The 12,431-nt window shown below is 73.2% G+C and carries 11 protein-coding genes; 5 read left to right on the top strand and 6 right to left on the bottom strand.

Going from position 1 to position 12,431, the window contains the following annotated elements:
* Positions 1 to 6: 6 nt before the first annotated feature.
* Genes Actkin_RS21185 through Actkin_RS21175 form a run of 3 tightly spaced genes read right to left on the bottom strand, consistent with a single transcriptional unit; the run spans position 7 to position 2,769 of the window.
* Complete coding sequence (locus Actkin_RS21185; RefSeq protein WP_258903947.1) at positions 7 to 852, bottom strand: GNAT family N-acetyltransferase; 846 nt, start codon at positions 850 to 852, stop codon at positions 7 to 9.
* Positions 853 to 875: 23 nt separating this feature from the next.
* Positions 876 to 2,426, bottom strand: a complete 1,551-nt coding sequence (locus Actkin_RS21180; RefSeq protein ID WP_258903946.1) for a multicopper oxidase family protein — start codon at positions 2,424 to 2,426, stop codon at positions 876 to 878.
* Entirely contained in the window at positions 2,419 to 2,769 is a 351-nt protein-coding gene (locus tag Actkin_RS21175; protein ID WP_258903945.1) for a hypothetical protein, read from the bottom strand. Before Actkin_RS21175 ends, Actkin_RS21180 begins: the two co-directional genes overlap by 8 nt.
* A 115-nt stretch (positions 2,770 to 2,884) precedes the next feature.
* Here Actkin_RS21175 and Actkin_RS21170 point away from each other — a divergent pair, with 115 nt between their 5' ends.
* Positions 2,885 to 3,766 (top strand): LysR family transcriptional regulator, encoded by an 882-nt coding sequence (locus Actkin_RS21170; protein WP_258903944.1) that lies wholly within the window; start codon positions 2,885 to 2,887, stop codon positions 3,764 to 3,766.
* An 11-nt stretch (positions 3,767 to 3,777) separates the two neighbouring features.
* Here Actkin_RS21170 and Actkin_RS21165 read toward each other — a convergent pair whose 3' ends face one another.
* Positions 3,778 to 4,917 (bottom strand): NAD(P)/FAD-dependent oxidoreductase, encoded by a 1,140-nt coding sequence (locus Actkin_RS21165; protein ID WP_258903943.1) that lies wholly within the window; start codon positions 4,915 to 4,917, stop codon positions 3,778 to 3,780.
* Between the two features lie 156 nt (positions 4,918 to 5,073).
* Between Actkin_RS21165 and sigJ the strand changes: the two genes are divergently transcribed.
* Positions 5,074 to 5,982: an RNA polymerase sigma factor SigJ gene (gene sigJ, locus Actkin_RS21160; protein WP_396122783.1), complete on the top strand. Its 909-nt coding sequence runs from the start codon at positions 5,074 to 5,076 to the stop codon at positions 5,980 to 5,982.
* 172 nt (positions 5,983 to 6,154) lie between these two features.
* Here sigJ and Actkin_RS21155 read toward each other — a convergent pair whose 3' ends face one another.
* Positions 6,155 to 8,389 (bottom strand): pyridoxal phosphate-dependent decarboxylase family protein, encoded by a 2,235-nt coding sequence (locus Actkin_RS21155; RefSeq protein WP_258903942.1) that lies wholly within the window; start codon positions 8,387 to 8,389, stop codon positions 6,155 to 6,157.
* 195 nt (positions 8,390 to 8,584) lie between these two features.
* Here Actkin_RS21155 and Actkin_RS21150 point away from each other — a divergent pair, with 195 nt between their 5' ends.
* Both Actkin_RS21150 and Actkin_RS21145 read left to right on the top strand, forming a co-directional pair.
* Entirely contained in the window at positions 8,585 to 9,862 is a 1,278-nt protein-coding gene (locus Actkin_RS21150; protein WP_258903941.1) for a fibronectin type III domain-containing protein, read from the top strand.
* A gap of 106 nt (positions 9,863 to 9,968) precedes the next feature.
* Positions 9,969 to 10,397, top strand: a complete 429-nt coding sequence (locus Actkin_RS21145) for a DUF6292 family protein (protein ID WP_189211231.1) — start codon at positions 9,969 to 9,971, stop codon at positions 10,395 to 10,397.
* Positions 10,398 to 10,438: 41 nt separating this feature from the next.
* Here the strand turns inward: Actkin_RS21145 and Actkin_RS21140 are convergent, their stop codons facing one another.
* The gene (locus Actkin_RS21140) at positions 10,439 to 11,392 is read right to left on the bottom strand and encodes a Gfo/Idh/MocA family protein (RefSeq protein ID WP_258903940.1); all 954 of its coding nucleotides are present in this window, start codon (positions 11,390 to 11,392) and stop codon (positions 10,439 to 10,441) included.
* Positions 11,393 to 11,442: 50 nt separating this feature from the next.
* On the opposite strand from Actkin_RS21140, the gene Actkin_RS21135 reads away from it, so the two are divergent.
* Positions 11,443 to 12,363 carry a LysR family transcriptional regulator gene (locus Actkin_RS21135; RefSeq protein ID WP_258903939.1) on the top strand — a complete coding sequence of 307 codons (921 nt, stop codon included), beginning with the start codon at positions 11,443 to 11,445 and terminating at the stop codon, positions 12,361 to 12,363.
* Positions 12,364 to 12,431 lie beyond the last annotated feature (68 nt).

The raw sequence follows: 12,431 nt of genomic DNA, 5'->3' as shown, positions 1-12,431 counted from the left end.
CGCCCTCTAGGTGAAGTCGCAGACGTCGATGTCGGCGATGGGGCGGTAGCCGATGCGGCGGTAGAGGGCGTTGCTGGTGGGGTTGGCGGCGTTGGTGTAGAGGACCACGTCGGTGGCGCCCGCGGTCAGGGCGGCCCGGCTCACCTCGGCGGTGATGGCGGCGGCGTAGCCGCGGCGGCGGTGGCGGGCGGGGGTGTAGACGGGGTCCACCCGGACCTGGCCCGCGACCATGGGGTTCAGGCCCGCCATGGAGACCGGGACGCCGTCGTGGGTTTCCCAGTAGGTGTAGGTCTTCTCGGCGAACCGGGTGGTGGGCCAGGTGTCGGCGGTGATGGTGACGTTCTCGCCGAGGTCGGCGGCGAGGTCGCGGCACCAGCCCAGGAGGTGGTCGTGGTCCTGCCCGCCCACCGGGCGCGCTCGGCCCGCGGGGGACGGGTCGGGTGGGGTGAGGGTGCCGAGGCGGTAGAGGTGGAGTCGCACGCGCACCGACGGGGTCGCGCCGGTCCGCCGCTGCCAGGCTTGGGCGAAGGCGGTGGCGGTGGCGTGCTCGGCGCTGACGTAGGGCAGGGCGTGCCCGAGGGCGTGCAGGTCGGCGGCGAGGGCGTCGGCCTGGTCGGGCGTCAGCGCGGTGACGCCGAGGCCGGAGGTCGGCAGGCGGTAGCAGACGGCGTGGACCTCGCCCGCGTGCTCCAGGCGGCCGAGCAGGGGCCGTCCGCCGAACGCGTCCGCCCCCCGGGTGCGCAGCTTCTCGGCCACGGACAGCTGCGTCGTGTGCAGAGCGGGGCGGGAGCGCAGGAAGTCGTCGGTGCGGGCGAGGAAGTCGTCGATGTCGGTCGTCAGCAGCCAGCGCATGCCACATGATGCCGGACGGCGGGCTAGGTGATCTCCAGATTGGCCATCATGCCCATGTCCTCGTGCTCCGCGTTGTGGCAGTGGAACAGGTAGCGCCCGCGGTATCCGTCGAACCGGGTGATGATCTCCACCGCCTCGCCCGGGCGCAGGGAGACCGTGTCCTTGAGCCCCGCGTCGTGGGGGAGCGGCGGGCGGCCGCCGCGGGAGAGGACCCGGAAGCCGACCAGGTGGAGGTGGACGGGGTGGTGGACGTCGGCGATCAGCCGCCAGACCTCGGTGGCGCCGAGGGTGGTGGCGACGTCCGTGCGGGTGGGGTCGAACGGGAGCCCGCCGATCACCCAGCCGCGGCCGTGCGGGGTGTGGCCCGCGCGGAAGGAGAAGTCGCGGACGGTGGTGGCCTCGGATCGCCGCCAGGTGGGCAGGTCGGTGGAGAGGACGTCGGGGACGCGGCTGTCGTCGGGGGCTCGGCGGGTGACGTGGAAGGCCATCACGTCGCGGGTGCGGTCGGCGCCCAGGTGGTTGATGAGCCTGACCCGCCCGCCCGGGCGGACCTGGCTGAAGTCGATGACCACGTCGTAGCGTTCCGCGGGAGCGATCGGCAGGCGGTGGTGGGGGACCGGGGCGGCAAGGAGGCCCTGGTCGGACCCGATCTGCACCAGCGGCACCGGACGGCCGTCGTCGGTGACCGCCGCCAGCTCGTAGTGCCGGGCGTTGGAGGCGTTGAGGACGCGCAGGCGGTAGCGGGCGGCATCGACCTCGTGGACGGGCCACGGCGCGCCGTTGACCAGGATGACGTCGCCCAGGACCCCGCCCAGGTAGGCCGCGTGCACGCCGGGCCGCTCCCGCAGGGCCGGGTCGAGTGCGGGGTAGGCGAGGCCGCCGTCGGCGGCGAACGCGCGGTCGCAGATCATCAGCGGGAGCTCGCGGTCCCCGGCGGGCAGGCCGAGGTCGTCCTCGTCGTCGTCCCGGACGACGTGCAGCCCCGCAAGGCCGCGCCAGATCGCCGGAGCGGTGAAGTCCATGCGGTGGTCGTGGTACCAGAGCAGCGCGGGCCGCTGGTCCAGCGGGAACGTGTAGTCCCGGGTCAGCGTGGTCACGACGGCGCGCGGGTCGTGCATCGCGTGCGACGCGGTGTGGCCATGGGGGAGGACCAGGTCGGTCGGGTAGCCGTCGGACGACGCCGGGGTCCGGCCGCCGTGGAGGTGCACGACGGTGGGCACCGGGAGCTCGTTGCGGTGCGTCACCGTGATGGGCCTGCCCCGCCGCGACTCGATGGTCGGCCCGGGGAAGGTGCCCTCATACGTCCACAGTGGAGTCTTCAGGCCGGGCAGGATCTCGGCGACCGCTTCGCGCTGGGTGATCTCGTACCGGCCGTCGCCGACGGGCTCCAGCACGGCGGGGATCGGCAGCGGCGCCTGGAACGGCGGCGGCAGCGGCACGGCGCTGCGCAGCACTGCCCCGGTCATCGACGGCCTGCGGGCCAGCGCCGCCGCCGTCGACAGCCCGGTGGCGGCCACCAGCCCGAGCGCCCCGCCGATGCCCAGCACCCGCCGCCTGCTCATGCCCTCACACATGCCCGTTCTCCGTCCGCGCCAGGGGATTCCGCCAGACGGCGATGAACTGCACGACGAGCGCGGCGATGGTCATCACGCCCAGCGGGACGTGCAGCCACAGCGCACCGTTCAGCCCCGCGAAGTACTGCGCCGTCTCCGCGACCACCACCGCCGACGTCGTCAGGAACGGCCACGCCCGGCGCAGTCGCGCCCAGACCGCGATCGCCGCGACCAGCTGCAGAAGCCCGATCGAGGTGACCACGTCCGCCCCGACCGCGTGCCAGCGCAGGCCGTCGAAGTCGCCGGTCAGGTACACCCCGGCGAACACGGGCTGCCCGACCGCCGCCACCACGTGCGCGCTCACGACTCCTCGGAACACCCACTCGCTCGGCCGTCTCACCATGACTCCAGACGCTATGATCACTCAGACATCATGTCCAAGATCAGTATTGCTATGGCGTTATGCCTCGGGAGGCATGGTGGACCTGAACTCGCTCCGGCAGTTCCTGGTCGTGGCCCGGCTGGAGCACCTCAGCCGGGCCGCCGACGAGCTGCGCGTCGCCCAGCCCTCGCTGAGCCGCACCATCGCCCGGCTGGAGGGCGAGCTGGGCGCGCCGCTGTTCGACCGAGGCGGCAGGCTCCGGCTGAACGAGACGGGCCGGATCTTCCGCGCGCACGTCGAGCGGTCCCTCGGCGAGCTCGACGCGGGACGGCGCGCGGTCGCCGAGGCCGTCGGCGGCGGGACCGGCACGGTGCGGCTGGCGTCGGAGACCTTCCTGACGCTCACCGCGCCGCTGGCCGCCTACAAGCGCGACCACCCCGCCGTCGAGATCGCGCTCCACTGGTCGCCCGCCGAGGACATGGCCCGCCGCCTGCGCGCGCAGGACGTCGACCTGTGCGTCGCCTCGCAGTCGCTGCACGCCGACGGCCTGGAGTCCGCGCGGCTGTTCACCGACGCGGTGGGCGTGGGCACGCCGCTCGACCACCCGCTGGCGGGCCGGACCTCGGTGCGCATCGCGGAACTGCTCGACGAGCCGTTCGTCACCGCCCGCGAGGGGCACTGGCTGCGCAGGCTGCTCGACCGCCTCTTCGCCGCGCACGGGCGCACGCCGAGGATCGTCTGCGAGGGCGACGAGCCCAGCGTCATCGCCGAGCTGATCAGCGCCGGGCTCGGCATCGGCCTCGTCCCCGGCATCGCCCGCCGCGCCGCCACGCGGGTCCCCGGCGCGTGGATCGCCGTCGACGACCCGGACTGCCGCCGTGACGTCACCCTCTACTGGGCCGCCGATGCGCACCTATCGGCCGCCGCCCGACGCATGCGGGCCGCGCTCACCGACTGGGACTGGGGCGCGGGGCGATGATCAGCGGGTCGCTACGAGCGGGCCACGCCCCTGATCCACCGCAGCGACCCCGGCGAACGGGCCTCGCGGCGGATCTTCCACACCCCCAGGTTGCAGGTCAGCTCCTTGTACGCAGCCCCGGCGCGCCCGCCGAAGCAGACGTTCATCGCGGTGTCGTCCCGGCGGCCGAACTGCCGGAGGGCCGCGCGCCTGCCGAGGCTGACGCACATGCCGAGGAAGCCCACGTCGACCGTCGCCGGGTCGGTCCCCGCGATGCGGCTCAGCACGGTGTCGGCTGCCTGCGCCCCGAGTGGCGCCGCGGCGTAGCAGCTCATCCGCAGCGGCCTGCCCGACGGCGCGGCCGCGTCCCCGGCCGCGACGATCCGCTCGTCGTCCACGCTGGTCAGCGTCTCGTCGGTGAGCAGCCTGCCCAGCCCGTCGGTGCGCAGCCCGCTCGCCGCCGCCAGGCCGGGCACGCCGAACCCGCCCGCCCAGATGGTCAGCGCGCTCGGCCGGACCGCCCCGTCCGCGAAGACGACCGCGTCCGCCCGCACCTCGCCCACGACCTCCTCCAGCACCGTGACACCGTGCTTGGACAGCCATCTGGCGACATACCGGCGGCCCGACGCGCTCAGCGACGGCGCCAGGGTCCGCCCGCACACCAGCGTGATCGACCGGCCCCGCTCGGCCAGCTCGGCCGCGATCTCGATGCCGGTCAACCCGCCGCCGACCACGGTCACCGGCGCGTCGGCGGGCAGCTCCGCCAGCCTGGCGCGCAGCCGCCGCGCGGGTTCGAGTTCGGCGACGTCGTGGGCGAACTCGGCAGCGCCCGGCACCGACGCGGGCGCCGACCCGGTGCTGCCGACGGCGTAGACCAGGTAGTCGTAGTCCAGCGTGCGCCCGGAGGCCAGCCGGACGGTCCTGGCCGCGGCGTCGATGCGCCGGGCGCTGTCGACGACCAGCCCGACTCCCGCGCCGAGCAGGCTGTCGTAGTCGTGCACGGCCTCGCCCGTGCCCGCCACGAACTGGTGCAGCCGGATCCGGTCGACGAACTCGGCACGGGGATTGACGACGGTGACGCCGACGTCGTCGCGCTTGCGCAGGTGGTTGGCCGCCATCGCGCCCGCGTAGCCGCCGCCGATGACGACGACCCTGGTGGCCGGGTCGGACATGGGGAGGTCTCCCTTCTCGTGGAGGTCGCCCCGATCGGGGCGCGCCTCATCGACAAGGCGGGGCGCCGCGATGTGAGGCGGCGCGCGGACGTCACATTCCGCCGCGCCGCCCTGTCGTAGTGGTGAGACCGACGCGATCCAGGGGGAGTGGGGAACGTGACCGAACCGGACGACGGCCTGAGCGCGGTGATGGGCGAGCGGCGCGGGCTGCTCAACCTCGGGTACCGCCTGCTCGGCTCGCTGGCCGAGGCCGAGGACGTGGTGCAGGAGACCTACGCCCGCTGGTACGCCATGTCCCGCGATGAGCAGGCCGCCATCGAGTGCCCCGGCGCGTGGCTGACCAAGGTGGCGGGCCGCCTGTGCCTCAACGTGCTCTCCTCGGCGCGGGTGCGGCGGGAGACCTATGTGGGCGAGTGGATCCCCGAGCCGCTCCCCGACCCCGACGAGTGGACCACCGGGCGGGCCGTCGACCCGGCCGACCGCGTCACCCTCGACGAGTCGGTCACCATGGCCTTCCTCGTCGTGCTCGAATCGATGACCCCGGCCGAGCGCGTCGCGTTCATCCTGCACGACGTCTTCCGTTATCCCTTCGCCGATGTGGCCGAGATCGTCGGCCGCACCCCGGCCGCCTGCCGCCAGCTGGCCTCGTCGGCCCGCCGCCGCGTCCGCGCCGCCGACGCCCCCGCGCGGCGGCGGTCCCGCGACGCCGAGGTCGTCCGGAAGGTCAAGCGGGCGTGGGAAACCAAGGACATCGACGCCCTCATCGGCCTCCTCGACCCCGACGCCACCGTGGTCGCCGACGGCGGCGGCCTGGTCAGCACGGTGCTGCACCCGGTCACCGGCGCGGACCGGATCGTGCGCGCCCTGGCGCACCTCGAGGACCGGTTCCGCGACCAGACGTTCCTGGAGCGCACGGTCAACGGCCAGCCCGGCCTGATCGCCCAGCGGGACGGCGTCACCGTCTCGGTGTACGCCTTCGACATCGCCGACGACCGCGTCACCCGCATCTGGGCGATCCGCAACCCCGAGAAGCTCCGCCAGTGGACGGTGGAAGCCCGGCACTGAGGGCGAGCGGCGGCAGGCGCGGGGGAGACATGCTCACCAGCGTCGTTCATCGCCGACGCGCCGGTTGCGGGACGTCGGTGGCTCGTCGTAGGTGCGGGCAGGCTGTGATTGCGGTGGTGTGGGGCCAAGAGGGGCTGAGGTGCGGCCGTACGCGGTTGGTGGCTGGGCTTCGTCAGGGCTTGCTCGGGGTCATCGGGGCGGGGCTGTCTTGGGCCTGGGTGGGGATCGGGAGTGGGATGTCGGCGGTCTCGTTCTCCCGGATGATGCGGGTCACCGTGTCGCGGAGGGCGGTGATCAGGGTAGGGGTGAAGTCGCCCGTCGCGGTGTCTGTCACCCAGGGGTCCATGGTTGTGGAGATCAGGTAGTCGAGGGGTTGTGTGCGGCCGTCCTCGATGCCCAGGCGGGTGCGGAGGCGGTGGAGGTAGGACGGGCCGTAGATGTCCGGGGAGAACTGCGAGCCGGTGACGATCAGGGGTGGCAGGGGAGTGGCGGGCTGATGGCCGACGGCTTGGGAGGGGGTGATGTTGAGGGCGTGGTAGATCTGCCGGTTCAGCGCGTTCATGGCGTCCACGCGCGGGTTCAGGACGCCGTCGCGTTTGAAGTTGATGATGTAGGCGATGATGACCTGGTCTGAGCCCAGCTCCTGGAGCAGTCGCAGGGCTTCGGGGTCGGCCAGGAGTTCGTCGTTCGTCTTGGGGACTATGCGTTCCCGGATGAAGGCCAGTTGTTCGTTCAGTTTGGCCTCATCGCCGGGATGGGTGCGTTCGGCGGGGAGGCGTTGGCAGGGGACGATGACGAACGGGTCGTTGTCGGTCGCCATCGTCACGATCGCGGCGTAGAAGCGCTTGCTGTTGAACAGGGCCTTGCCCAGCAGCTTGCCGTAGCCGTTCTGGTCGGTGGAGATGACGCGGTGGCTGAGGTAGACGCCCGCGGCGGCGGCTCCGGGTTTGGAGCCCTCGATGCCGTAGAAGCCGACGCTGGGGTCGACGCCGCCATGCGAGACGTAGGGGGCGGAGATGCTGATCAGCTCGCGTTGGGCCTTGTTCCGATAGCACAGACCGCCTGCGGGGTAAGGGATGAAGCCCGCCTTGTGGGGGTCGATGGTGATGGAGTCCGCCTGCGGCAGGGCCTCGTACTGCGCGGTGACGTACTCGCTCATCCACAGCTCGGGTGTCTCCGCCAGCGGCCCCGGGCGCAGCAGGGAGGCGAAGTAGCCGCCCCAGGCGGCGTCGACGTGGATGGGGTAGGTCAGGTTGCGTTGGTGGAAGTCCGCGCGGATCCGCAGCATCTCCGCCAGCGGGTCCACCGAACTCTGCTCCGTCGAGCCCAGCACCACCACGTGGGCCAGGACCGGCCGCCTCTCCGCGGCGCACTCGCCGAGCAGTTCGCGGACGTGGTCGGGCCTGGCGCGGGCGTCGAGGTCGACCTCGATGGGGAGCAGGTGCTGCTCGCCGATGCCCAGGATCATCGCGGCCTTGGGCCAGGAGTAGTGCTTGGTGATCGGCGCCAGCACTACGGGCGGCTTCACCTCGCCGCCCAGGTGCTTCTTGGCGAACTGCTCGTACCCGAGGTACTGGATGGTGTGGTTGTTGACCGCGTAGAGCTCGTCGGCGAGGCAGGGGTCGACCGCGACGATGCGGCGCGGGAGGTCGAGCACCTCGTCCACGGGCAGGTTCAGCAGCGACCACGGGTCCAGGTCCAGCAGGCAGTGCCGGGTGCCGTCCGGCAGGGACACCTCGATGTCGCCCGCGGGCCGCAGGTCGTGTTCGCGGCGGATGGCCTCGGCGACGGCGATCGGGTAGTACTTGAGGCTGCGGGCCGACCACAGCGCCTCGATGTTGGCGACCGTGCCGTCGCAGGTGATGTGGCCCCACGGGCGGGGCGAGGCGTTCTCGTCGCGGGGGACGGTGTAGCCGAGCATGCGGCACAGGTCGTCGCCGACCACGGTCTCCAGCAGGGTCGTGACGGGCGATCCCTCGACGGCGACGTTGTTCTGGTTGTAGAGCATCGCCGCGAAGTAGCCCACGATCGAGGGCAGGGTGAGGTCCCAGTTCATGTGCGCCTGGTAGCGGTAGCTGCAGAAGGGCACCGACCGCTCCAGCGCCTTCAGCAGGACCTCCAGCTGCTTCTCGATCTCGCGGACGCTGCCCCGGTACTCCTCGCCCGACTTCATCTCCTCGGTGACGTACGGCGGGTCGTCGTGGTAGTCCGAGCGCCGGTCGTCGCAGTGCGCCTTCACCGCGCGCAGCACCAGGCGGGACAGCAACTCCTCGTTCTCCGCCTTCGGGCCGAGGAACCACGCCGCCAGCGACGAGGTCCCCGGCACCGAGGACAGGTCGTAGTCGCCGAGCAGCGTGGACAGCTCCGCGGCGTGCTCCGCCGCGATCGGCGACCTCTCGTCCGTCACGATGACCTCCGGATGCGGGGAACCTCTGCCCACCAACCGCAACACGCGTCGGACCGGTCGTCCATTCCACGAACCGGTGGTCACTGTCGGTAATCCGGCGCTCGGACGTCCAGATGCACGGCAGCCGTGGCGGAGCACTGCGCGAGGGGCCGTTCAGCGGTGTCCCGGCGGGGAGCGAGTGCTGATCATGCTGCTATGCGAAGGCTCCTTGTCGCGGCGCTGGTCGCGGTGTCCGGCTGGGCCGGTGTGCCCGTCGCCGCGGCGGACACGGGTGATCTGACCTACGGGTGCGCGATGCCCGACGTCGGGGCGGTGTCCCTCGGTGTGGTTGTCCTGGAACAGCTTCCGGTGCGGGCGTGGCCTCGGGTGCCGACCGCGCCGTTCCTGGTGTCCACCGAGGTGTCGGTTCCCGCCGAGGTGGCCGCCGCGCTGCGGGCGGACGGGGTCCGCGCGGTGCGGGGTCATCTGGAGCTGTCGGTGGCCTTCGCCGACGAGGCACGCGGCGTCGGCGGGGACATCCCGGAGACCGCCGTGCCGGACGAGGGCGGCTTCGCGTTCACCGCGCACGGCGTGTTCCCGAGGCACGTGTTCGACGTGGCGCTCGGGCTCACCGAGTTCTCCGCAGGCGAGGCGATCGTGACCTGGTCGGTGTCGGACGGGCGGCGGTGGTCCGAGCCCGTCGAGTTCGGGTGCGCGCCCGCGCCCGGCCAGGACAGGGTGATGGGCGCGGTGCGGGTGGACAACGTCATCGACGAGCGGCCGCCCCGACCGGTGATCACGCGGACCGCGACCGACCCGGGCACGGTCACCGTGGAGTGGACGGCGTCGAGCACGCTCCTGCCGATCCGCGACTACGCGGTGTACGTCGGGCACGACGTCGTGGCGACCGTCCTGCAACCGCGCGCGACCATCACCGGGCTCCGGCCGGACACCGAGTACCCCGTGACCGTCCGCTCGCGGGACACCATCGGGCAGGAGAGCGACGCGAGCGTCCCGGTGTTCGTGCGGACCGCGCCCGACCGGCTCGTCTACCGCGTCACGGGCGCGGCCGTGCTCGGCCCCTGGCGCGCGGACCTCCCGGTGGCGGGCGCGCTCAGCGCCACCCTCGACGGCGGCACCCTCACCGCGACCGGCGCGCTCGACGCGTCCAGCGCGACGGTGTGGGGCGGCATGCGGGTCGCCGTCGAGTTCGGCCCCGCCGAGATCACCGGCGCGCTCGCCGACGGCGTGCTCACGGGCAGGCTGACCACCACCCTGTCCGCGCCGACGATCAGCTGGTTCGGCACGCCGCACCCGACCCCGGACTGCCGCGCCGCCGCGCCGGTCGACATCCCGCTCTCCGGGCCGCTGACCGGGGTGAGCGGGGCATTCACGATGCCGGAGTTCGGGGGCTGCGGATGGCTGACCGGCTACGTGAACACCGCCTTCGCCGGGACCGGCACGCTGCGGGTGGGCCTCGCTGTGAACCCGTGACCCGAACGTGACGCTGATCACTGTCGGCGCACCGTTTGGCCGCTCGCCGGGGCGGGGAATTCGATCGCGGCGCCGGAGTGGTCGGCGGTTCGGGAAGAGGCGGCGAGTGGTGAAGGTGGATTTCGACGACTTGGTGGTGCGGGGCCTGCACGGGTACGTCCGGGAGGTGACCGAGCGGCTGGGGTTGTCCGGGGAGTGCTCCTACGTGCAGGCCGAGCCGCTGGGCGTCTACCTCGCGCTGGACGGTCGGCTGCCGGGCTATCCCGACCGCGACGTGGCCCTGCTGTGGGACGACGAGCGCGGCTGGGCCGCCGCGGTCGAGACGCACAGCGGCGAGGACCTGCTCGTCCAGGCGTGGTTCGGCCACGACCTGCTGCCCGCGCCGCACAAGGTGGCGCGCTGGGTGCGCGGGCTGTTCGACGGCAGGCTCCAGCAGCCGAGGCTGGTGTCGCCCCGGCGTCCCCAGGAGGACCTGGCCGCCCGGCTGGCGCCGTACGCGGTGGACGCGCTGATGCCCCTGCCGCGGCTCGCCTGACCGGCCGCCGCCCTTCTCGGGCATGGCGGTTCGGCGGCAGGTCAGTCGGTCCGGTGGAACGTCTCGACGACCTCCTGGACCCGCAGGGCGGTGGCGAAGTCGGCCAGGTCGGCGGGGTGCTCGCCGCGCATCGCGGCGGCGAACAGGGTGAGGCGGGTGTGCTCGGAGCCGCGGTCGCCGGTCAGCGGCACCGGGCGCCAGTCGCCGCCATCGGAGGTGTAGAGCTCGGACCAGTCGCGCAGCAGGTAAGAGCGACGGGTGCCCCAGAGGACCCATTCGTACAGCTCGGGTCCGGCCTGTCCGGCGATGGCGGCGACGCGCACGGGTGTCTCGCCCGCGCGGAGCAGTCCGTGCGCGGCGGTCTCGCTGCCGTCGGTCGGATAGTCGGTGCTCACCTGGTCCACGCGGAGCGGGCCGAGCAGGCGGTCGGTGAGGTAGACGAAGTGGGACACCACCTCCCGGAGGAAGCCGCCCTGCGCCCGCCCCGCCAGCCAGACGGCCCCGGACTGGAAGTCGCGGGGCCAACGCGGGAACGCCAGCCGGATGTCGACGCCGAGGACCGTTCCTGCCCCACCCCCATGGAGCAGGCGTTCGACCTCGAGGACGGCGTGACGGTCGGACAGGGCGAAGTTCACCGCGTTGGCCCGTCCGGCGCGCGCGGCGGCGTCCCGCATGCGCCGCCCGTCGGCGAGGCCGATGGCCAGCGGCTTCTCGCTGAACACCGCCTTGCCCGCGTCGAGCGCGGCGACGGCCAGGGGAGCGTGCGACGACGGCGGGGTGGCGAGGTAGACGGCGTCCAGGTCGGGGGCGTCGACCACCGCCCAGGGGTCCGTGCCGAAGGCGACGCCCGGATGGGCGGGGGCGAGCCGGGCGACCGCGCCGTCGTCGAGGTCGGCCGCCAGCGGCACGGTGAAGTCCGGGTGCGCGGCGGCGACGGCGAGCATCTCCGCGCCCATCGCGCCCAGCCCGACGATGCCCAGTCTCAGGTCGCCCATGGCCCCAAGCTTGCGGCCGGTGACGCATTAGGTCCAGCTACGATGTGTGAATGACACCGTTAAGCGTCGACTTCATGGACGACCTGCGGCGGCTGCGGGTGCTGCGGGAGTTCCGGGAGCGGGGGAGCGTCACCGCGACCGCGGCGGCCCTGCACCTGACGGCCTCGGCGGTGTCCCAACAGCTCGCCGGGCTCTCCCGGCACCTCGGGTTCCCGGTGACCCGGCCCGAGGGCAGGCGGGTGGTGCTGACGCCCCGCGCCCGGCGGCTGCTCGACCACGCGGACGCCGTCTTCGCCCGGATCGAGCGCGCCCGCCACGACCTGGACTCCTGGGACGACGTCACCCACGGCGCGGTCACCGTCGGCGCGTTCCCCACCGCGATCACCGGGCTGCTCCCGCGGTTCCTGGACCGCGTCCGCGCCGCGGCCTCGGCGCTGCGGATCCGGCTGTGCGAGGCCGAGCCGCCCGCCCTCTTCGACCAGCTCGACGCGGGACGGATCACCGTCGGGCTCGCGGTGAGCTTCGCCGGGTCCCCCGCGACCGCGGACCCGCGCTACCACCGCGTCGACCTCGGCCCGGACGAACTGGACGCCGCCCTGCCCGCTGATCACCCCTTGGCGGGCGAGGAGCGGATCGCGCTCACCGCGCTGGCGACCGAGCCCTGGGTGTCCGGCGACGGCCAGGGGTGCTGCGGGGCGATCACCGCCACCGCGTGCGCCGCCGCCGGGTTCGTGCCCGACATCGTCCACCAGACCAACGACTGGCAGGCCGTGGCCCAGCTCGTCGCGCACGGCCACGGCGTGGCGCTGATCCCGCGCCTCGCGCAGCGCTCCCTGCCCGACGGCCTGGTCGTCCGGCCCATCGCCGATCCGGCGCCGCGCCGCCACCTCTTCGCCGCTGTGCCCGAGGGCGCCCAGGATTCGCCGGTCATCGACCTGGTCCTGACCGAGCTGCGCGCCAGCCGGGAGTGATCGTGTAACGCGCCTCACCGCGCGCTGTCGGGTGTTCGCCCGACACCACGGGTGTCGCCCCGCACTTA

Source organism: Actinokineospora sp. UTMC 2448 (assembly GCF_024760565.1).
GTDB classification, from domain to species: Bacteria; Actinomycetota; Actinomycetes; order Mycobacteriales; family Pseudonocardiaceae; genus Actinokineospora; species Actinokineospora fastidiosa.
Note: the sequence above shows the minus strand (reverse complement) of the source record. Positions and strands in the feature narration are given on the sequence as shown.